Source organism: Mesorhizobium sp. WSM4806, assembly GCF_055811635.1.
In genome coordinates this window covers 120,125-138,978 of sequence record NZ_JBVVQZ010000007.1, presented here as the reverse complement: position 1 = coordinate 138,978, position 18,854 = coordinate 120,125, and the positions used below count along the sequence as shown (strand labels likewise).

22 protein-coding genes and 1 pseudogene are annotated in these 18,854 nt (G+C 62.9%); 7 read left to right on the top strand and 16 right to left on the bottom strand.

Annotated features, from left to right (window positions below; translation table 11 throughout):
• Positions 1-75 precede the first annotated feature (75 nt).
• The 4 genes and pseudogenes from ccoS to AC0L2M_RS13205 form a co-directional block, all read right to left on the bottom strand.
• On the bottom strand, positions 76-342 hold the full coding sequence (ccoS, locus tag AC0L2M_RS13220) for a cbb3-type cytochrome oxidase assembly protein CcoS (protein ID WP_473535082.1): 267 nt from the start codon (positions 340-342) through the stop codon (positions 76-78).
• The gene (locus AC0L2M_RS13215; RefSeq protein WP_473535081.1) at positions 339-1,112 is read right to left on the bottom strand and encodes an HAD-IC family P-type ATPase; all 774 of its coding nucleotides are present in this window, start codon (positions 1,110-1,112) and stop codon (positions 339-341) included. The genes ccoS and AC0L2M_RS13215 overlap by 4 nt, the downstream gene beginning before the upstream one ends.
• Entirely contained in the window at positions 1,109-2,584 is a 1,476-nt protein-coding gene (locus tag AC0L2M_RS13210) for a heavy metal translocating P-type ATPase (protein WP_473535080.1), read from the bottom strand. The genes AC0L2M_RS13215 and AC0L2M_RS13210 overlap by 4 nt, the downstream gene beginning before the upstream one ends.
• A gap of 4 nt (positions 2,585-2,588) precedes the next feature.
• Positions 2,589-3,405: pseudogene (locus AC0L2M_RS13205) on the bottom strand (DUF2189 domain-containing protein).
• 299 nt (positions 3,406-3,704) lie between these two features.
• Here AC0L2M_RS13205 and petA point away from each other — a divergent pair.
• From petA to AC0L2M_RS13185, 4 genes are all read left to right on the top strand, one after another.
• Positions 3,705-4,265 carry a ubiquinol-cytochrome c reductase iron-sulfur subunit gene (petA, locus tag AC0L2M_RS13200; protein WP_027151039.1) on the top strand — a complete coding sequence of 187 codons (561 nt, stop codon included), beginning with the start codon at positions 3,705-3,707 and terminating at the stop codon, positions 4,263-4,265.
• Between the two features lie 17 nt (positions 4,266-4,282).
• Complete coding sequence (locus AC0L2M_RS13195; protein WP_128177051.1) at positions 4,283-5,587, top strand: cytochrome b; 1,305 nt, start codon at positions 4,283-4,285, stop codon at positions 5,585-5,587.
• Positions 5,588-5,676: 89 nt separating this feature from the next.
• Positions 5,677-6,549, top strand: a complete 873-nt coding sequence (locus AC0L2M_RS13190) for a cytochrome c1 (RefSeq protein ID WP_287137019.1) — start codon at positions 5,677-5,679, stop codon at positions 6,547-6,549.
• Positions 6,550-6,777: 228 nt separating this feature from the next.
• The gene (locus tag AC0L2M_RS13185; RefSeq protein WP_091598429.1) at positions 6,778-7,323 is read left to right on the top strand and encodes an adenine phosphoribosyltransferase; all 546 of its coding nucleotides are present in this window, start codon (positions 6,778-6,780) and stop codon (positions 7,321-7,323) included.
• Between the two features lie 167 nt (positions 7,324-7,490).
• On the opposite strand, the gene AC0L2M_RS13180 is transcribed toward AC0L2M_RS13185, so the two are convergent.
• From AC0L2M_RS13180 to AC0L2M_RS13140, 9 genes are all read right to left on the bottom strand, one after another.
• Positions 7,491-7,961, bottom strand: a complete 471-nt coding sequence (locus AC0L2M_RS13180) for a MaoC family dehydratase (protein ID WP_287260236.1) — start codon at positions 7,959-7,961, stop codon at positions 7,491-7,493.
• Positions 7,958-8,473 carry a MaoC family dehydratase gene (locus tag AC0L2M_RS13175; RefSeq protein ID WP_473535079.1) on the bottom strand — a complete coding sequence of 172 codons (516 nt, stop codon included), beginning with the start codon at positions 8,471-8,473 and terminating at the stop codon, positions 7,958-7,960. Before AC0L2M_RS13175 ends, AC0L2M_RS13180 begins: the two co-directional genes overlap by 4 nt.
• Positions 8,474-8,598: 125 nt before the next feature.
• Positions 8,599-9,573, bottom strand: a complete 975-nt coding sequence (gene corA, locus AC0L2M_RS13170) for a magnesium/cobalt transporter CorA (RefSeq protein ID WP_473535078.1) — start codon at positions 9,571-9,573, stop codon at positions 8,599-8,601.
• A 257-nt stretch (positions 9,574-9,830) separates the two neighbouring features.
• A complete protein-coding gene (gene ychF, locus AC0L2M_RS13165) occupies positions 9,831-10,934 on the bottom strand; it encodes a redox-regulated ATPase YchF (protein WP_473535077.1) in 1,104 nt (367 codons plus the stop codon).
• A 97-nt stretch (positions 10,935-11,031) separates the two neighbouring features.
• On the bottom strand, positions 11,032-11,757 hold the full coding sequence (gene pth / locus AC0L2M_RS13160) for an aminoacyl-tRNA hydrolase (RefSeq protein WP_128169725.1): 726 nt from the start codon (positions 11,755-11,757) through the stop codon (positions 11,032-11,034).
• Positions 11,758-11,779: 22 nt separating this feature from the next.
• A complete protein-coding gene (locus AC0L2M_RS13155; protein WP_023799895.1) occupies positions 11,780-12,421 on the bottom strand; it encodes a 50S ribosomal protein L25/general stress protein Ctc in 642 nt (213 codons plus the stop codon).
• A gap of 319 nt (positions 12,422-12,740) precedes the next feature.
• Positions 12,741-13,028: a DUF2938 family protein gene (locus AC0L2M_RS13150; RefSeq protein ID WP_473535076.1), complete on the bottom strand. Its 288-nt coding sequence runs from the start codon at positions 13,026-13,028 to the stop codon at positions 12,741-12,743.
• Positions 12,980-13,246 (bottom strand): DUF2938 family protein, encoded by a 267-nt coding sequence (locus AC0L2M_RS13145; RefSeq protein WP_473535075.1) that lies wholly within the window; start codon positions 13,244-13,246, stop codon positions 12,980-12,982. The genes AC0L2M_RS13150 and AC0L2M_RS13145 overlap by 49 nt, the downstream gene beginning before the upstream one ends.
• Positions 13,247-13,314: 68 nt before the next feature.
• A complete protein-coding gene (locus tag AC0L2M_RS13140; protein WP_473535144.1) occupies positions 13,315-13,491 on the bottom strand; it encodes a hypothetical protein in 177 nt (58 codons plus the stop codon).
• Between AC0L2M_RS13140 and AC0L2M_RS13135 the strand changes: the two genes are divergently transcribed.
• Both AC0L2M_RS13135 and AC0L2M_RS13130 read left to right on the top strand, forming a co-directional pair.
• Positions 13,417-14,034: an ArsR/SmtB family transcription factor gene (locus tag AC0L2M_RS13135; protein WP_473535140.1), complete on the top strand. Its 618-nt coding sequence runs from the start codon at positions 13,417-13,419 to the stop codon at positions 14,032-14,034. The two genes, AC0L2M_RS13140 and AC0L2M_RS13135, sit on opposite strands and share 75 nt — an antisense overlap.
• A 42-nt stretch (positions 14,035-14,076) precedes the next feature.
• Positions 14,077-14,706 (top strand): TetR/AcrR family transcriptional regulator, encoded by a 630-nt coding sequence (locus tag AC0L2M_RS13130; protein WP_473535139.1) that lies wholly within the window; start codon positions 14,077-14,079, stop codon positions 14,704-14,706.
• A gap of 79 nt (positions 14,707-14,785) precedes the next feature.
• Here the strand turns inward: AC0L2M_RS13130 and AC0L2M_RS13125 are convergent, their stop codons facing one another.
• Positions 14,786-16,036, bottom strand: coding sequence for an MFS transporter (locus AC0L2M_RS13125; RefSeq protein ID WP_287180827.1), 1,251 nt, complete (start codon positions 16,034-16,036; stop codon positions 14,786-14,788).
• Between the two features lie 131 nt (positions 16,037-16,167).
• On the opposite strand from AC0L2M_RS13125, the gene AC0L2M_RS13120 reads away from it, so the two are divergent.
• Positions 16,168-17,034 (top strand): AraC family transcriptional regulator, encoded by an 867-nt coding sequence (locus AC0L2M_RS13120; RefSeq protein ID WP_473535074.1) that lies wholly within the window; start codon positions 16,168-16,170, stop codon positions 17,032-17,034.
• Between the two features lie 85 nt (positions 17,035-17,119).
• Here AC0L2M_RS13120 and AC0L2M_RS13115 read toward each other — a convergent pair whose 3' ends face one another.
• Positions 17,120-18,055: a ribose-phosphate pyrophosphokinase gene (locus tag AC0L2M_RS13115; protein WP_023799890.1), complete on the bottom strand. Its 936-nt coding sequence runs from the start codon at positions 18,053-18,055 to the stop codon at positions 17,120-17,122.
• Between the two features lie 165 nt (positions 18,056-18,220).
• Complete coding sequence (locus AC0L2M_RS13110; protein WP_473535073.1) at positions 18,221-18,844, bottom strand: hypothetical protein; 624 nt, start codon at positions 18,842-18,844, stop codon at positions 18,221-18,223.
• Positions 18,845-18,854: the final 10 nt, after the last annotated feature.

Genomic DNA, 18,854 nt, shown 5'->3' with positions numbered 1-18,854 from the left:
CAAGCACGGCGGCTCCCGAGTAGAAAGCCAACGCCGCCACCCAGTCGTACGGCCTGTCACCAGCTTGAGACATTGTCAAACCCTTCCGTCCGTTCTGCTCCTTGAGAAAACGCCGTCGGCGGTCGGCGCCTTCCCGCCCTTGGGGCGAGCCTCCTGAGCGGCCGCCTCGCTTTTCCACCCATACTGACGAAGGGGAACGTCCGCGGCGTCTGAAACCAGCACCCTTTCGGCGGCTCCGTCGAGATCTTCATATTGGCCGCTGCGCATCGACCACAGGAACGCCGCGAGACCCGCCACGCCCATGCCCAAGGCAATTGGAACAAGCCAGACGAGATAGTTCATGCCGCCTCCGCCACGTCGAGCCTGCGAAGAGCCGGAGATCCTGCGGGCGGAGGCTCGCCCGGAAGGCGCAATGCGTTGCCGACCACGAGAATCGATGACGTCGACATGGCGACAGCGGCCATAAGGGGCGTAACATGGCCCATCACAGCGAGGGGCACGACCAGAACGTTGTAGGCGATGGCAAGGGCGAGGTTCTGCCGCACCAGCCGGGATGCGTTCCGGGCGACTCTTATGGCATGTGGTACGGCCTCAAGGCTCGTGCCCAGGAAGACAAGGTCGGCAGCATTCCGCCCGATGTCTGCCGCCGACGAGGGCGCCATTGAGACATGCGCGGTGGCGAGCGCGGGGGCATCGTTCAGCCCATCTCCAACCATAAGGATGCGGCGGCCGGACCGCGCCAGCTCCTCCAGACGCTCGACCTTGTCCTCGGGAAGCGCACCGTGGCGGATTTCCGAGATTCCCAACGCAGCCGCCACCCTGCAAGCCTCCTCCACTCGATCGCCGGACAACACCTCTGTCGCCAACCCGAGGTCAGTTAGCTTTCGGATGGCACGCGTCGCGCCAGGACGGATTTCGTCGGCAATCGCAAATGAACCCGCAAGCTTTCCGTCTTTCGAAAGCCACGTGGCGGCTTCACTCGGGACGTTGGCCACGCTTGCGGAGACCCAATCCTTCCTTCCTAGCCTGTAAAACGCTTCGCCAACGCGCCCTTCGATCCCGTACCCGGCAACTTCGCGGAACCCTTCGATAGCCACTCTTGCGACTGTCATCGCGGCCACCGCGCGCCCCACCGGGTGCCTGGAAAGGAGGCGAGTGCTGCGGCGGCCACAACATCTTGCGGAGCTACCGTGTGCCGTTCGACGCGGGCGGCGCCCGTCGTGAGCGTGCCCGTCTTGTCGAAGACCACGGTGTCGGTCTCGGCAAGGCGCTCTAGCGCGCTGCCATCCTTGAGGGTGACGCCGAGATCGAACAGCCGGCGCGCCGCCACGACCTGGACCATCGGCACGGCAAGGCCGAGCGCGCACGGGCAGGTGATGATGAGGACGGAAATCGCAATCGTAACCGATCGATTCCAGTCGCCTGTAAGCAGTATCCAGGCGGCGCAAGTCGCAAGCGCCAGCAGATGGATGACAGGGGAATAGAGCGCGGCCGCGCGGTCGGCGATGCGGCGATAGCGGGCGCGGCCGTGCTCAGCCGCCTCCATCAGCCTGACCACGTCGGCGAGGAAGGAATCCCGTGCACGCCGCTCGGCACGGACAGTGAGCGCGCCATCAAGACTTAGCGCTCCCGAAAGAACGGCGCTGCCCGGCTGCGCGCGTTCGGGCTTGGACTCACCGCTCACCACCGAAACGTCGAGGCTGCCCGCGCCCAGGACAACCGTCCCGTCCACCGGAATGCGTTCTCCGGGGGCTACCAATATCATGTCGCCCGGCTCGATTTCTGTCAGGTCGCGGAACTCGCGGCTTCCGTCCGCCCCGACCACCGCCGCCCCCCTCGGCATCAAGCGGGCAAGACCGGTGACGGCGTTCCGCGCCTTCCGCCTCATCGCATGGTCAAGCGTGCGCCCGACAAGCAAAAAGAAGATCAACGACGTTACCGCATCGAAATAGGCGTGAGGTCCTCCGACAGACGTGTCGTAGAGGCTCAAGCCCAGAGCCAGCAGGATTCCGACTGAGATGGGAAAGTCCATGCTGGCGGTGCGCTTCATCGCCAAATTCCACGCCGAAACGAAGAATATCCGTCCGGAATAGGCGACGGTGGGGACGGCCAGCAGCGCCGAGATCAAGCGAAATGCGTTTCGAGTTCCCTGATCTGCGCCAGACCAGACGGACACCGACAGCAACATGATGTTCATGGCGGCGAATCCCGCCACGGCTGTGGCCCGCAGCAGCCGCGACAACTCGGCATCGCATGCGCCGTCTTCCGTCTCCGCGAGGCAGGCATCGTATCCGACAGCCTTCAGGGCGTCGAACATCGGAGGGACACGACCTTCATTCCTCCACTTCACGGCGACACGTCGGGACGTGAGATTCACTCGTGCCGCGATGATTCCGTCGAGACTTTGCAGCGCGCCTTCGATCGCAGCTATGCAGGCAGCGCAATGCGCTTGCGGTACCGAAAACTGGATCTGGAAAGCGCCATCCCCCATGTCGCGGCTGGCGAGCACGATTTCGCGCTCGGCAATCTCCCGCCCTGGCGCCAGCAGCAATGCGGCTTCGGCCCCCGGCGCGCAACAACTCATGGTCTCACCCCTCTGGACGTGCGACCGCCCTGTACGCATGCCAGGTTGCGTGCCCCAGCAGAGGAAAGATGACGATCATCCCGATAAGCCCTGTGACCACGCAGACTGCGAAGAGCAGGAGCACCAAGGCGCCCCAGGCCAGCATCGGCGGAAGGTTGTTCCACACCAGTTTCGCGCTGATAGCCATAGCCGTCAGCGCGTCCACGCGCCGGTCGAGCAGCATCGGCACTGCAAAGACGCTGATGGCGAAAGCGAAGGCCGCGAAGAGGCCACCTATCGCCGTCCCGATCGCAATCATCGCCCACCCATATGCGGTGCCGAAGAGCACTCCGACTATGCGGTCGAATCCGGGAAAGGGCGTCACGCCGAAGAAGAGCGCCCAGAGGAGCACCGCCGCACGCGTCCACAGAAGCAGGAGCAAACACAGTAGTAGGCCCGTGAAGAAGACCTGTGCGCCGCCGGTGGGGCGCACCAGGAGCATCGAGGCGAGGCCGATGGCGCGTCCTTCCTCTATTGCCCGGCTCTTTTCATACAGCTAGCGCCAAAAAGGGGGCCACGATCATGAACCCGGCAAGCGCCGGAAACAGAATGTAGTCACGACCGAATCCGACAAGCGTCCAAACGAAGGCGACGGACAGGAGAAAGACGACAATCCCATAGGCCAGGCTCGACGCGGGCCGGATCCAGAAATCCCGCCAGCCCGCAGAGAGCCAGCGGAGTCCCTCGAAAAGCGGCAGTCCCCGGTCGAGGCGCCGGTCGCGCGTTTCGCCAATGCCCGAGGTCTCGCTGAGCAGCCAACACGACTTGTCGGTCTCGCTCATCTCACTCCTCCTCTCCTGTCGAGACAAACGCCGGCGCTGCTTCACGGGTTGATTTCGCTCGTTTTCGCCGTGTTCGACATGTGCCCGTCGCCACGCCGTCCGCCGCCGAATTGCGTCCCCGCGACAATCTGCCCTTGTGCCTTCACCCGTCTGGACAAAAACGGGCTTCACGCATAAACCGAAGGCCAATTGCCGGAGGAATTCGCTAGCCTGTTCGCCATGCGCTGTCGGGTTGGCGTGAAAGAGCGGGGAACAAGCCTCGGCCACCGGCACGGAAGAGGCGAAAGGATCAGGCACCCGTGAGCGCAACCGACATCCAGGATCCCAACCGTCGTGATTTTCTCTACGTCGCCACGGGCATGGCCGCGGTGGTCGGCGCGGGTGCCGTCGCCTGGCCGTTCATCGACCAGATGCGCCCGGATGCCTCGACGCTGGCGCTGGCCTCGGTAGAGGTCGACGTCTCCTCGCTGACTCCGGGAACGTCGCTTGTCGTGAAATGGCGCGGCAAGCCGGTGGTGGTGCGCAATCGCACCGAACAAGAGATGAAGGACGGCGAGGCGGTCAATCTGGCCGAGCTCAAGGATCCGCTCGCTCGCAACGCCAATCTGCCGGCCGATGCGCCGGCGACCGACGCCAACCGCACCATGCCGGGCAAGGAGGCCTGGATGGTGATGGTCCAGGTCTGCACCCATCTCGGCTGCATTCCGCTCGGCCAGGAAGGCGAGTTCGGCGGCTGGTTCTGCCCATGCCACGGTTCGACATACGATACCGCCGGCCGCGTCCGCGGCGGACCGGCGCCGGAGAACATGTCGGTGCCGGTATTCCAGTTCATTTCCGACACCAAGATCCGTATCGGCTGAGGCGAGGGGACATTTCGATGAGCGAGGGACACTCGACCTATACGCCCAAGACCGGTATCGGACGCTGGGTCGACGCCCGCATGCCGCTGCCGCGGCTGGTCTATGACAGCTTCGTCGCCTATCCGGTGCCGCGCAACCTCAATTATGCGTGGACCTTCGGCGGTATCCTGGCGCTCATGCTGGGGGCGCAGATGCTGACCGGCATCGTGCTGGCCATGCACTACGCGGCGGACAGCAGTCTCGCCTTCGATTCGGTCGAGAAGATCATGCGCGACGTGAATTCGGGCTGGCTGTTGCGCTATCTGCATTCGAACGGCGCGTCGTTCTTCTTCGTCGCCGTCTACATCCACATCTTCCGCGGCCTCTATTACGGCTCCTACAAGGCGCCGCGCGAGCTTCTGTGGATCCTCGGCTGCATCATCTATCTCCTGATGATGGCGACAGGCTTCATGGGCTATGTGCTGCCCTGGGGACAGATGTCGTTCTGGGGCGCGACCGTCATCACCGGCTTCTTCACCGCCATCCCGCTGGTCGGCGAATGGATCCAGCAGCTTCTGCTCGGCGGCTTCGCCGTCGACAACCCGACGCTGAACCGCTTCTTTTCACTGCACTATCTGCTGCCGTTCATGATCGCCGGCGTCGTCGTGCTGCATATATGGGCGCTGCATGTGGTCGGCCAGTCGAACCCGACCGGCATCGAGGTCAAATCGAAGACCGATACCGTCGCCTTCACCCCTTACGCGACCATCAAGGACGCGTTCGGGATGCTGGTGTTCCTGTTCATCTTCGCCTATTTCGTCTTCTACCTGCCGAACTTTCTCGGCCATCCGGACAACTACGTCGTCGCCGACCCGCTGAAGACGCCGGCCCACATCGTGCCGGAATGGTACTTCCTGCCGTTCTACGCGATCCTGCGCGCCATCACCTTCAATATCGGGCCGATCAACTCCAAGCTCGGTGGCGTGCTCGCGATGTTCGGCTCCATCGCCATGCTGTTCCTGGTGCCGTGGCTCGACACCTCGAAAGTGCGCTCGGCGGTCTACCGGCCCTGGTACAAGCTGTTCTTCTGGCTGTTCGTGATTGATGCCGTCCTGCTTGGTTGGCTGGGTTCGCAGCCGGCCGAGGGCAGCTATGTCTTCATGGCGCAGATGGCGACATTGTTCTACTTCGCCTTCTTCCTGGTCGTGCTGCCGGTGCTGGGCCTGGTCGAGAAGCCGCGGCGATTGCCGAACTCGATCACCGAGGCAGTTCTCGAGAAGAACAAGGCTGGCGGTGGCGGGCATCCGGCTCGCGCGACAGCCGCGCCGGAAACCAAGGGCTGAGCATGACCCCGAAAAGTGGAGACCGGTTTTCGGACAAGATCATGCTCGAGACGACGACAGCGCGCCAGAGAATCTCAAGGGGATTTGGTATGAAGACGATTCTCACCTCGCTGGCGCTGCTCGGCCTTGTGCTGGCAGGCACTGCGGCCGCGACCACCGGGGCGATCGCCCAGGAGGAGGCGCACAGCGAAGCCGCGCCGACGCATTTCCCGATACACCAGCCGAAGGAGATGGACTGGAGCTTCGCCGGGCCTTTCGGCACCTACGACAAGGCGCAGTTGCAGCGCGGGCTGAAGGTCTTCAAGGAAGTTTGCGCCACCTGCCATTCGATGAAATTGGTGGCGTTTCGCACGCTGGAAGACCTTGGCTATTCGGAAGCGCAGGTCAAGGCGCTGGCCGCCGAGTACACGATCAACGACGGTCCCAACGATGCCGGCGACATGTTCGAACGTCCCGGCATACCGTCCGACCATTTCCCGGCGCCGTTTCCCAACGATCAGGCAGCAGCGGCCGCCAATGGCGGGGCTGCCCCGCCCGATATGTCGCTGCTGGCCAAGGCGCGCGGCGTCACACGCGGTTTTCCGCGTTTCGTCTTCGACATCTTCACGCAATACGCCCAAGGCGGTCCCGACTACATCCACTCGCTGCTGACCGGCTATGACGAGCAGCCGCCGGCGGGCATGGAGATACCGGAAGGCACCCACTACAATCCGTACTTCATAGCCGGCGTCTCGCTGAAGATGCCCAACCCGCTTTCCGACGATCAGGTGACCTATGACGACGGCTCGCCGCAGACGGTCGACCAGTATTCCCGCGACGTGTCGGCCTTCCTGATGTGGGCAGCCGAGCCGCATCTGGAAGCCCGCAAGAAGACCGGCTTTCGCGTGCTGGTTTTCCTGTTGCTGTTCGGTGCGCTGGTCTATTTGACCAAGCGCAAGGTGTGGGCCGGCGTGGCGCACTGAGCTACGGAAAACCACGAAATCGAAAAGGGCGTCGAAGGGGCGCCCTTTTTGCATGTTCTGAGGACTGCCTCCGAAGACGCCTCCGAAGGTAGCCGGCTCCAGTCCTTTGCCGGACAATTTTCTTCCAGGCGCCACATCGCGGTAGCCGTCGCCGGCCGCGCCGGGTTACGATCGGCCAAAATTCCCTTTCATGTCTTCAAGTCGGACGAACGCCCGGAGAGCCGCCCCATGAAACCTTCGCTCGAGGACACGCTGCTTGCCGCGATCCGCACCATTCCAGACTATCCGAAGCCGGGCATCCTGTTTCGCGACATCACCACGCTGCTAAGCAATGCGCGCGCCTTCCGCCGCGCCATCGACGAGCTGGTGCATCCCTATGCCGGCCAGAAGGTCGACAAGATCGCCGGCATCGAGGCGCGGGGTTTCATCCTTGGCGGCGCCGTTGCCCACCAGCTCTCGGCCGGCTTCGTGCCGATCCGCAAGAAGGGCAAGCTGCCTTACGAGACGGTGCGCGTCGCCTACAGCCTCGAATACGGGCTGGACGAGATGGAGATGCACAGGGATGGCGTGTCTCCGGGTGAGAAGGTAATCCTCGTCGACGATTTGATCGCCACCGGCGGCACGGCAGAGGCAGCCGTCAAGCTGCTGCGGCAGATCGGCGCCGACATCCTCGCCGCCTGCTTCGTCATCGACCTGCCGGACCTTGGTGGTCGCGACAAGCTCGAGGCGCTCGGCGTGCCGGTCAGGACGCTGATCGGGTTCGAAGGGCATTGAAGTGTTTTTTCCTTCCCCCCTTGTGGGAGAAGGTGGCCTCGCGAAGCGAGGTCGGGTGAGGGGTGCTGCACGGAGTGCCGCAGTGCCAAGCTGGAGCACCCCTCATCCGTCTCGGCGCTACGCGCCGATCCACCTTCTCCCACAAGAGGAGAAGGAAAGAACTCTGCTTATTCCGCCTTCACCAGCACGGCGCTTTCGAACTCGATGACCTTGTCGCCGGTCGAATCGAAAGCCTCAGAGCGCAGCGTCAGCACTCGCCAGCCCGGCCGCGATGCGATGGGGCGGTGGGCAAGCGCGGTGCGGGTGAAGGTCACGGTTTCTCCGGCATAGACGGGTTTTAGCCATTTGAGGTTCTTGAAGCCGGGCGATGGCCCGAATTCGGGGGCGGGCCCAGCGCCGGCCCAGCTGATGCCTTCGGCCTCCACGCCGGTCTCGAGGTTCAGCTTCATCCAGGTTGCAGCTGTGTGCCAGCCGGAGGCGCACAGGCCGCCGAACACGCTGTTCTTCGCCGCCTCTTCGTCGAGATGGAATATCTGCGGATCGTATTTCCTGGCGAACGCCTTGATCGCCTCGGGCTCGAATCTATGCGACCCGAGGGTGACGGTGACGCCGATGCAGAAGAACTCGTCCAATGTCATGAGCGGCCCTGTGCGGCATCACGGGCGAGGAACATGACCGTGTTCTCGAGTTCGAAGACGCCTTCGCCACGCTGGTTGAAAAGCTCGCTGCGCAAAGTGACGAGACCGAGCTGCGGCTTGGACCTGGACAGACGCTTGGCAAGGACGGTGGTGCTGCCGCTCAAGATGTCGCCGGCCAGCACCGGCCTCTTCCACCGGACCTGATCAACACCAGGGGCGCCTTGCGAGGTCGAGTCCAGCAGGAAGGCGTCGCACAGCATGCGCATGAACATCGCGCAGGTGTGCCAGCCGGAGGCCGCCAGCCCGCCAAGGATGCTGGCCCTGCCCGCCGCTTCGTCGAGATGCATCGGCTGCGCGTCGAACTCTTGCGCGAATTCGATGATTTCGGCCGCGCTCACCAGCTTCGTGCCGAGGTCGAGCGAGGCGCCCTCGACGAAATCCTCATAGGCCCAGGTCTTTTCATGGGCCCCAGTCTTTTCATGGGCCGAGGTCTTTGCGTTCTTTCCGGTCATGGTCTGGAATCCGGTTCAAGATTGTACGATCGCCACGGATCGGGTTTCCCGGATGCAGGCGGGGCGGTCAAGTCATTTCTGGTGCGCCAGGCCATCACGCTCAACGCAATGGAAGCTCCGAGCCTCTACAGCCAGCCGCGGCGGCGGAAATACCAGAAGGGCAGGATCGCCGAGAGGATCATCAAGCCGATGGCGAAAGGATAGCCGAAGCTCCAGGTCAGTTCGGGCATGACATTGAAATTCATGCCGTAGATCGAGGCGACCAGCGTCGGCGGCAGGAAGATGACCGCGGCGACGGAGAAGATCTTGATGATGGCGTTCTGCTCGATCGAGATCATGCCGAGCGTCGCGTCGAGCAGGAAGTTGATCTTCTGCGACAGGAAGGTGGCGTGGTCGGCGAGCGACAGCACATCGCGCGACAAGGTCTTGATGCGGGCGCGGATGTCCTTGCTCATCTTGGTCTGGGTCGAGGCGTGGGTGAGGAAGCCGGCGAGCCGCTGCAGCGAGATCAGGCTGTCGCGGATCGAGGAGGCGATGTCCTCCTTGCGGCCGATGGCTTTCAGCAATTCCTGGAAATCGCGATTGCGCTTCGACGCCTTGGTCGAGCTTGGCTGGAAGATGTCGCGCGAGATCGCCTCGATGTCGCGGCCGGCACGCTCCAGAATGTCGGCGAGGCGGTCGACGATCGCCTCCAGCAGACCGATCAGGATGGTGTCGCCGCTGGTGCAGCCGGTCGCCACCTTCTCGGCACGCTGCGGAAAGGTCTTGAAGGCCTTCGGTTCGTGGTAGCGCACGGTGATCAGCCTGTTGCCGGCCAGCACGAAGGTGACCGGCGACATCAGGGGATCGTCGGCCTCGGTCTGGGCCGGCAGAATGGCGGTCATGAAATAGGCGCCGTCCTCGACATAGAGGCGGCTCGAAATCTCGATCTCCTCCATCTCCTCGCGCGTCGGAATGGCAACGCCGAGCCACGCCTCGATGGCCGCTTCCTCTTCCTTTGTCGGGCTCACAAGATCGACCCAGACGACCTGGTCGCTGTTTGCCAGGAGATCGTCGGCAAGGCGCAGGCGATCATTGTCGACGACGAATGCCTTGATCATCGCCGGGTCTCCCTTGCTGAGGCCAAAAGGATGGGTTCGAGCGGACGCGTCGTTTCGAATTGCACGCGCTTTCGACGAAAGCAGGGCCGGTGCAGACGCCCCTTAGACCGGGCGTTGCGGGCAGTCAAGCCGCGCCGGAGGGAGCCGCGCAGCCTCTTCCTTCTCCCCTTGTGGGAGAAGGTGGCCTCGCGAAGCGAGGTCGGATAAGGGGTGTTCCAGCTTGGCACCAGAGAAGGAAGAAGGCGCCGTCGGTGACCTCAAGTATTGAACTTGAACAGCATGATGTCGCCGTCCTGGACGACATACTCCTTGCCTTCGTCGCGCGCCTTGCCGGCTTCCTTGGCCGCCACTTCGCCGCCCAGCGTGACGAAGTCGTTGTAGGCGATGGTCTGGGCGCGGATGAAGCCGCGCTCGAAATCGGTGTGGATGACGCCTGCCGCCTGCGGCGCCTTGGCGCCCTTGTGCACGGTCCAGGCGCGCGTCTCCTTCGGCCCGACGGTGAAATAGGTGATGAGCTGCAGCAGCTCGTAGCCGGCGCGGATGACCTTGTTCAGGCCGGGCTCGTCGAGCCCCAGGGTCGCCAAAAATTCCATTTCCTCTTCATCGCTAAGCTGCGCGACCTCGGCCTCGATCGCCGCTGAAATCACCACGGTGCGGGCGCCCTGCGCGGCAGCCATCTGTTCGACCGCTGTGGTGTGTGCGTTGCCGGTGGCAGCATCGGCCTCGGCGACATTGCAGACATAGAGCACGGGGTGCGATGTCAGCAGGTTCAGCCCCTGCAGGATGCGCAGATCCTCCGCGGAGATATTTTTGAGCAGGATGCGGGCCGGCTTGCCGGCCTGCAGGAGTTCAAGGGCGGCTTCCATCATCGGAAGCACGGTCAGCGCCTCCTTGTCCTTGCCGGAAGCGCGCTTGCGGAACTGCACGATGCGGCGCTCGAGGCTGTCGAGATCGGCGAGCATCAGTTCGGTCTCGACGGTTTCGGCGTCGGCGACGGGATCGATGCGGCCCTCGACATGGGTGATGTCGTCATCCTCGAAGCAGCGCAGCACATGGACGATGGCGTCGACCTCGCGGATATTGGCCAGGAACTGGTTGCCCAGCCCTTCGCCTTTCGAGGCGCCGCGCACCAGGCCGGCGATGTCGACGAACGAGATGCGGGTCGGGATGATCTCCTTCGACTTGCCGATCGCGGCGATTTTTTGCAGGCGCGGGTCGGGCACCGCCACTTCGCCGGTGTTCGGTTCGATGGTGCAGAACGGATAGTTGGCGGCCTGCGCCGCCGCCGTTCTGGTCAGCGCGTTGAAAAGCGTCGACTTGCCGACGTTGGGCAAACCAACGATGCCGCATTTGAAACCCATTTTTATCCGGTCCTATCGGGAAATCGTAATTTGTTGAGGGCTATGGGCGAAAGGGGTGACGAACGTCAAGCCCTGCAGCCCCGATCCGTGGCCAGGCTCAATCCTTGCCGCCAAACAGCTTCTTCAGCATGGCGGCCATCGGGCCGGTTTCGGGCAGCTTGGCTGCCGGCTGCTGCGGCCGCGCCTGGCGAACGTGGCTTTGTGCTTTCGGCGCCTTGGGTGGCGGGCGGTCGTCGTCGCCCGTCGGCGTGAGCTTGTCGCGCAAGGCCAGCGTCACGCGATTCATGAAGGAATTGTCGTCGCCCTTGGCAAGCAGTCCGGCATCGTCGGCGATGGTGTCGAGCAGCACGTCCAGCCACTCGCGGTCGCTTTTGGCGAAATCGCCAAGCACATGGCCATGCACCATTTCCTTGACGCCGGGGTGGCTGACGCCAATGCGCACACGGCGGAAATCCTTGCCGACATGCTGCTCGAGCGAGCGGATACCGTTGTGGCCACCGGAACCGCCGCCGACCTTGACCCGCACCTTGCCGGCGGCAAGGTCGATCTCGTCATAAAAGACGGTCAGCGCCGAAGCGTCGAGCTTGTAAAAGCGCAGGGCCTCGCCGACCGACTGGCCGGACAGGTTCATGAAGGTCTGCGGCTTGATCAGGATGATTTTCTCGCCGGCAAGCGTGCCTTCGGCGACCAGGCCCTGGAACTTTTTCGACCAGGGCGAAAAGGAATGGCGGCGGGCGATTGCGTCCGCCGCCATGAAGCCGACATTGTGCCGGTTGTCAGCGTATTTCGCGCCCGGATTGCCGAGGCCTGCAAACAGCAGCATCGTCACCTCCGGGCGGAAAGGATTACTTCTCTTCGTCGGCAGGAGCCGCTTCGGGTTCAGCCGCTTCGACCGTCTCTTCAGCCTCCGGCTTCATCGCCGCGGAGCCGGCTATGGTCGCGACGGTGAAGTCGCGGTCGGAGATCACCGGCTTGACGCCGGCCGGTAGCTTGACCGCCGAGATGTGGATCGAATCGCCGATATCGGTGCCGGTGAGATCGACGGTGATGAATTCCGGGATCGCATTGGCCGGGCAGTGGAACTCGACCTCGTGACGCACGATGTTGAGCACGCCGCCGCGCTTGATGCCGGGCGACTTGTCCTCGTTGATGAAGTGGACCGGCACGTCGACATTGACTTCGGTGTCCTTGCCGATGCGCAGGAAGTCGACATGGACCGGAAAATCCTTGACCGGGTCGAGCTGGTAGTCCTTCGGCAGGACCTGGATCTTCTTGCCGTCGACATCGATCGTGGCGATCGTGGTCAGGAACCCGCCGCCATGGATCTTGTAGTAGATGTCCTTGTAGGTCAGCGCAATCGCCAGGGGAGGCTGCTTGTCGCCGTAGATTACTGCAGGCACTTTACCGTTGCGGCGAACTGCACGGGCGGACCCCTTACCGACCTGTTCGCGCGCTTCGGCCTTGAGCTCGTAAGAAGCTTGGCTCATGGCATTTCCTTTCGCGTTTTTCTGGAGCGTTCGCGGCCGGCGAGATGCCTGGGCCGTAAACGTCGAAAGCCGTCATGGCCTTACATGATCTGGTCCAAAATCTATTTGGGATCACGTGAGGCCGGACAGCCTTCCGCCGCGTTGCCTCCAAGGGTGTCTACGCGGGTGGCGGCTCTATAGCGGAAGGTGGGGCGGGGTGCAAGCCAAAGGCGGGTGGCCAATGCGGGTGGGCAGTGTCTCGCTTTTGAATTTCGTGCTTGCTCTCCATTTTCAAGAATATTGGGGTTGCGTCCTGAAAGCCGACCGCAATCGACCGGTATCAGATCGGGAACAGGTGTGCGGAAAACAACGCAGCGGCATACAGCCCGACCCCGAAGGACAGATGAGTCATGAGGCCGCGCAGACGCGCGGTGCTCGGATTGGGCGTTTTCGAGGCTGCAATTCCGGCGCCAAAGGCCGGCTGCATTACGAAAAACGGGGCGACGACAGTGGACATGCCGACAACAAGGGCGGGAAGCAATGTCGGGTCTCGTGCCCAGTCGAGGCCCCATACTGCCATCAGCAATGCAGCAAAGACGATGCCGATCGCGTAATGCGCGCGACCCACCCAATCGGCGTTTCGCCGCGAATTCGGGGAGCCTGCGCGATATTCGCATGCGCGAAACGTCCCCGCGGAAAGTGGCCGATCCAGCGGCCGACCCAGGCATAATCAAGCGGCGGAATCGCCAACGTTCGTTTCAGAAACAATCCCCAAAGATCCATCACCGCCGTCGCCCCCGTTCCGATCGCGGCTGCGCGGACAACGAACTCCAACTGCTCGTTCATTTCCATGCTCCTGTCTGGTCCATGCTCCTGTCTTGGGCGTCCGACACTAGCCGGTTGAGATAAGACATTCAATGTATTGATTGATCGTTTAATTGAATGTACCATGCGATATGAAAAACGCAGATGTCCATCATCCGATCTTTGACGAGATAGCCGATCTCGCCCGCACGCTGGGGCATGCACACCGGCTGGTTCTTCTGCGCCACATTGCCGACGGCGAACTGGCCGTGGAGCAGCTGACGCAACTTTCCGGGATCGCCTTGGCCAACACGTCGCAGCATCTTCAACAGCTCAAGCGGGCCGGCTTGGTGCAGACCCGGCGAGACGGGAAACGCGTGCTTTATCGTCTGGCCGATGGTCCGATCGAAAACGTGCTTGGGGCCCTGCGCAGCCTTGCGAACCACAGGCGCGAGCAAATCCGCGAGCTTATCGATGACACAATGAGCCGGCCGGACAGGCTGGAGAACATCCCGCGCGAGGAACTGGTGCGCCGCATACGGGACGACGAAATCGTGCTGCTCGACGTCCGGCCGCAAGAGGAATACGCGGCCGCGCATTTGCCGGGTGCGATCAACATTCCCGCGGGTGAGCTGGAAGAACGACTTGCGGAGCTTCCACGAGAGAAGGTCATCGTCGCCTATTGTCGTGGTGTCCAGTGCGTTCTCTCTGCCGACGCGCTGGCAATCCTGAGGGCGCGAGGCTGGGCATCACGTCGGTTCGAAGGTGGCTTTCCCGAGTGGCTGGCCTCAGACCTTGATGTCGACGGCATGAACTACGAAAGCGGCTGACAGAAGCCGAAGCCGGCGTCGCCGGGGCACGCCCGAGTATCGCTGGGCACTCCCGGTCACAATCTCGCCAGACCGAAGCCGGCCACCAAGGCTGCGCGTCGGGCACAGATCGAGCGGGCAGCCTACAAGCTTCTCAAGGAGAAAGGCTACGGCGGGACTTCCATGCTTGGCATAGCCAAAGAGGCAAAGGCGTCAAACGAAACCCTCTATCGCTGGTATGGCGACAAGAAGGGCCTGTTCAAGACGATGGTCGAAAACAATGCCAGCATGACGAAGGCGGCACTGGATGCAGCAATCAGGGACGAGGCCGATCCCCTAGCAACTCTGGAAGATGTTGCTCCGGTCCTGCTTTCGATGTTGCTTGGCGAGCGGGCAATTTCCCTGAACCGCGCGGCTGCTTCTGACGAGAGTGGCGAATTGGGTGCGACGATTGCCGCAGCTGGCCGCGATTCGGTATTTCCGCTGATCGAGAAATTGATCCAGCGCGGCTTGGAGAGCAATGCGTTGGCCGCGCCATCTGCGCGGATGGCGGCCGATTGGTTCTTGGACCTGCTGATTGGTGATCTGCAGATCCGGCGGGCCATTCACGCTCTGTCGGTTCCTTCAGACAGGGATGTCCATTCAAGAGTGGTTGCCGCGATCAGTGCATTTAAAAAGCTTTGCGGCACGTGATGGCAAAAATCGATCTGTGCCTGTTCTCATGCGTTGGGTGAGTTGGAAGCGTGGCTTAAGGCCGAAATCCAACTCAACCTCACTCGATCGTGGGCTCTTCCTCGAGCTTCCTCGCCTCCTTCATGTTCGGCAAAAAAACCGTCAGCAGCCCGAGCAGCGGCAAATACGAGCAGACCTGAAAGACGAAGTCGATGCCTTTCAGGTCGGCGACGACGCCGAGCACGGCGGCTGCGATGCCGCCCATGCCGAAGGCGAAGCCGAAGAAGATGCCGGCGATCATGCCGACGCGGCCGGGCACCAGTTCCTGGGCGAAGACGACGATGTTCGAGAAGGCCGAGGACAGGATCAGGCCGATCAGCACGGTCAGGATCATGGTCCATTCGAAATTGGCGTAGGGCAGGGCCAGCGTAAAGGGGAGCACGCCGACGATCGAGAACCAGATCATCGGCTTCTGTCCGTAGCGGTCGCCGAACGGGCCACCGAGCAGGATGCCCAGCGCCGAGGCGCCGAGGAACAGGAACAGCATGACCTGCGACATCTGCACCGAAACGCCGAATTTATCGATGGCGTAGAAGGTGTAGTAACTGGCGAGGCTGGCAACATAGGCGTTTTTTGTCAGCACCAGCAAGGTCAGCACCGCCAGCGCGCTCATCACCTTGCGGCGCGGGAAGGGCGAAACGAAGCCTGCCGCCTTGCGGTTGGCGAGCGAGGCGCGCAGCCGGCTGTACCAGCCGCCGACCCGCCACAGCACGACGATGCCGATCAGCGATCCGGCTGCGAACCACGCAATGCTGGTCTGGCCGAACGGCACGACGATGAAGGCGGCGAGCAGCGGCCCGATGGCCTGGCCGAGATTGCCGCCGACCTGGAACAGCGATTGCGCCAGGCCGAACCTGCCGCCCGAGGCGAAGCGGGCGATGCGCGAGGATTCCGGGTGGAAGATCGCCGAGCCAATGCCGATCAGCGACGCGCCGATCAGCAGGAGCCAATAGTGTCCGGCATAGGCCAGCACGATCAGGCCGATCAGCGAGGACGCCATGCCGTAGGGCAGCGAATAGGGCATCGGCCGCTTGTCGGTGACCATGCCGATCAGCGGCTGCAGCAATGACGCCGTCACCTGGAAGGTGAAGGTCAAAAGGCCGATCTGCCAGAAATCGAGACGGTAATTGTCCTTCAGCAGCGGATAGATGGCCGACAGCAGCGACTGCATGATGTCGTTGACACAATGGCAGAAGCTCACCGCAAGGATGACGGTGAAGGCCGTCGCTTGCGCCGAAGTGTGGCTGGCCGTCGCCGGCGTGGCGGCGGAGGTGGCTGTCGTATCAGTCAACGCAGGCTCCATGGTCTTTTTGGCGGACGCTCCCGCAGGCGGCCCTTATGGCCCCGCTGCCTTATAAGTTACTTGCCGGGCGACTTCTTTCGTGGTTTGGTCCAATAGTTTCGCGAGTGGGCCAATAGCCAATGCCGCATGGCAAAGAAATCTTCAAAGCGGGCGACAACGATCTCGGCCAGTTCACCGATCTCGGGCTGCTGCGCCGCTGGCAATGGCTGGAGCAGGCCGTCGGGCCGGCGGTGGCCCTGCCGACCGAATTTCCCGACGGCTACCACGTGCCGCAGCACCGGCACAGCCGCAGTCAATTGCTGCATGCGCTTGTCGGCGTCGTGCTGGTGACGACGCGGCATGGGCGCTGGATGGTGCCGCCCGATCATGCGATGTGGATTCCTGCCGGGACCGAGCATTCCGTCGAGATGCTTGGCGACGTCAGCATGCGCTCGGTCTATGTGATGCCGGACGCCATTGCCGGGCTGCCGGATGGCTTGCGCGTCGTCGGCATCACCGATCTGATGCACAGCCTGATCGTGGAATCGGAAAAGCTGCCGCAGGGCGCCGAGTTGGAGGGGCGCGGCGGGCTGATCATGAGCCTCCTGCTGCATGAAATCCCGAACCTGCCGGAACGGCCGCTCGGCCTGCCTTTTCCTTCGGATGCAAGGCTTGCGGCACTGTGCCGGCGCTTCGTCGCAGCACCCTCGCCGCACGCGACGATCGACGAATGGGCCGATATCGTCGGCATGAGCCGGCGTTCCTTCACCCGCGCCTTTCATCGCCAGACCGGATTGTCGTTGTCGACATGGCGCCAGCAGGCCTGCCTGTTCGCGGCCTTGCCGAGGCTGGCAGACGGCGAGCCGATCACAAGGGTGGCGCTCGATCTCGGCTATGACAGCGTGCCGGCCTTCATCACCATGTTCAAGCGCATGCTGGGGGCGTCGCCTCGCGGCTATATGCGCGGCTCAAGGGACAACATCAGGGTGTCGAACGGAAGCGCATGACCCCGAAAGGATCATGCGCAAAATCAAGGTGCTACAGCGTCCTTTGCGCGTCTCTGGACGCGCGGCGCTGTATCGCGGGCAGATTTCAGTCGAACAGGCTCGACACCGACTCTTCGGTCGCCGTGCGCGAGATCGCCTCGCCCATCAGGTCGGCGATGGAGACGACGCGGATGTTGCTGGCGTCGAGCACCGCCTGGGTCGGCTGGATGGAATCGGTGATGACCAGTTCCTGCAGCTTCGAGGCGCCGATGCGTGCGATGGCGCCGCCGGACAGAACGCCATGGGTGGTGTAGGCGGTGACGCTGGTGGCGCCGGCGGCAAGCAGCGCATCGGCCGCATTGCACAAGGTACCGCCCGAATCGATGATGTCGTCGATCAGCAGGCAATCCTTGCCGCGCACGTCGCCGATGACGTTCATGACTTCCGATTCGCCAGGGCGCTCGCGACGCTTGTCGACAATGGCAAGCTGGGCGTCGATGCGCTTGGCGAGCGCGCGGGCACGGACCACGCCGCCGACATCCGGCGACACGACCATGACATTGGCAAGGCGCTTGTATTTCGCCTTCACATCGCGGGCCATGACCGGCACCGAGAACAGATTGTCGGTCGGGATGTCGAAAAAGCCCTGGATCTGGCCGGCGTGGAGATCCAGCGTCAAGACGCGATCGACCCCGGCTCGCGTGATCATGTTGGCGACCAGCTTGGCCGAGATCGGCGTGCGGCCCGAGGCGCGGCGGTCTTGCCTTGCATAGCCGAAATAGGGAATGACCGCTGTGATGCGCTTGGCCGACGAGCGCATGAAGGCATCGATCATGATGAGCAGTTCCATCAGGTGATCGTTGGTCGGGAACGAGGTGGACTGCAGGATGAAGACATCCTCGCCACGCACATTCTCCTGGATCTCAACGAAGATTTCCTGATCGGCGAAGCGCCTGACGCTGGCTTTGCCCAGCGGGATGTTGAGATAGCGGGCGACCGCTTCGGCCAGCACCCTGTTGGAATTGCCCGCGAAAAGCTTCATGCACCGTTCCTGGTGAAGGATGGAGACTCTGGCAGACTCTCTTGAGCCCCTTAGTCGGGGCTTTTAGCGGCCCGTGCCGGTATTGCAAGCGTCGTGATCGGAATCCGCCGGCTAATCTCAATAAACATGAACGGCGAGGAAAGCCGGCAACATGTCAGTCCGCCGTCAGCCCGCTTGCCCGCCAAGCCATGTGGCAAACTGGTCGATCGTCTGGTCGGCGATCGCCTGCATGGTCTCCGGCGCGACCGCAGCCCAGCCTTCGCCACCATTGACCGAGGCCGCCTTCTGCTGGCCGTTGATGCGATGCAGCCGGTTGCCTGCCGGGTCATAGACGTCCCAGACATAGATGACGGTGGTATCCTTGCCTTCCGACATCGTCGAGAAATAGCCTTTCAGCACGTGCGTCGGGGTCTGGCCGGCGCTTCCTGCCAAGGTGATGCCGCGCTGCTTGGCTCGCGTCTGAAGCTGCGCGGTCAATGGCGTCGCGGCTTCCACCGAGGCGCCGACGATCGGCGCCACCTGCAGACGGGTGCGTGCGATGACGGCGGCGCTTTTTGCCGGCAGCTCGGTTGCGGGCTGCGCAGGGGCCGAAGGCTGTGTTGTCGCGGACGGCTGGGCGGTGGTCGCAGGTGCGATGGGTGTTGCAGCCGTGCCGCTTCCGGCCGTTGGCACGGTCTGTGTCGACTGCGGGGCGATGGCCGAGGGTTCGAGAACGTCCTTCGCGTTGGTGCAGGCGGCCAGCGCCAGCGCCGCGAGCAATGACACGGTCGTCGCATGCGATCGCCTCATTTCCCTCAAA

Bases quoted from the DNA above. Each gene is read 5' to 3' on its own strand.
- AC0L2M_RS13110 (WP_473535073.1), bottom strand. From the start codon at position 18,844: ATGAGGCGATCGCATGCGACGACCGTGTCATTGCTCGCGGCGCTGGCG.
- AC0L2M_RS13145 (WP_473535075.1), bottom strand. From the start codon at position 13,246: ATGAACGAGCAGTTGGAGTTCGTTGTCCGCGCAGCCGCGATCGGAACG.
- AC0L2M_RS13180 (WP_287260236.1), bottom strand. From the start codon at position 7,961: ATGACATTGGACGAGTTCTTCTGCATCGGCGTCACCGTCACCCTCGGG.
- AC0L2M_RS13190 (WP_287137019.1), top strand. From the start codon at position 5,677: ATGAAGACGATTCTCACCTCGCTGGCGCTGCTCGGCCTTGTGCTGGCA.
- AC0L2M_RS13185 (WP_091598429.1), top strand. From the start codon at position 6,778: ATGAAACCTTCGCTCGAGGACACGCTGCTTGCCGCGATCCGCACCATT.
- AC0L2M_RS13195 (WP_128177051.1), top strand. From the start codon at position 4,283: ATGAGCGAGGGACACTCGACCTATACGCCCAAGACCGGTATCGGACGC.
- AC0L2M_RS13120 (WP_473535074.1), top strand. From the start codon at position 16,168: ATGCCGCATGGCAAAGAAATCTTCAAAGCGGGCGACAACGATCTCGGC.
- AC0L2M_RS13215 (WP_473535081.1), bottom strand. From the start codon at position 1,112: ATGACAGTCGCAAGAGTGGCTATCGAAGGGTTCCGCGAAGTTGCCGGG.
- AC0L2M_RS13210 (WP_473535080.1), bottom strand. From the start codon at position 2,584: ATGAGTTGTTGCGCGCCGGGGGCCGAAGCCGCATTGCTGCTGGCGCCA.
- pth (WP_128169725.1), bottom strand. From the start codon at position 11,757: ATGCTGCTGTTTGCAGGCCTCGGCAATCCGGGCGCGAAATACGCTGAC.
- AC0L2M_RS13175 (WP_473535079.1), bottom strand. From the start codon at position 8,473: ATGACCGGAAAGAACGCAAAGACCTCGGCCCATGAAAAGACTGGGGCC.
- ccoS (WP_473535082.1), bottom strand. From the start codon at position 342: ATGAACTATCTCGTCTGGCTTGTTCCAATTGCCTTGGGCATGGGCGTG.
- corA (WP_473535078.1), bottom strand. From the start codon at position 9,573: ATGATCAAGGCATTCGTCGTCGACAATGATCGCCTGCGCCTTGCCGAC.
- AC0L2M_RS13155 (WP_023799895.1), bottom strand. From the start codon at position 12,421: ATGAGCCAAGCTTCTTACGAGCTCAAGGCCGAAGCGCGCGAACAGGTC.
- AC0L2M_RS13115 (WP_023799890.1), bottom strand. From the start codon at position 18,055: ATGAAGCTTTTCGCGGGCAATTCCAACAGGGTGCTGGCCGAAGCGGTC.
- ychF (WP_473535077.1), bottom strand. From the start codon at position 10,934: ATGGGTTTCAAATGCGGCATCGTTGGTTTGCCCAACGTCGGCAAGTCG.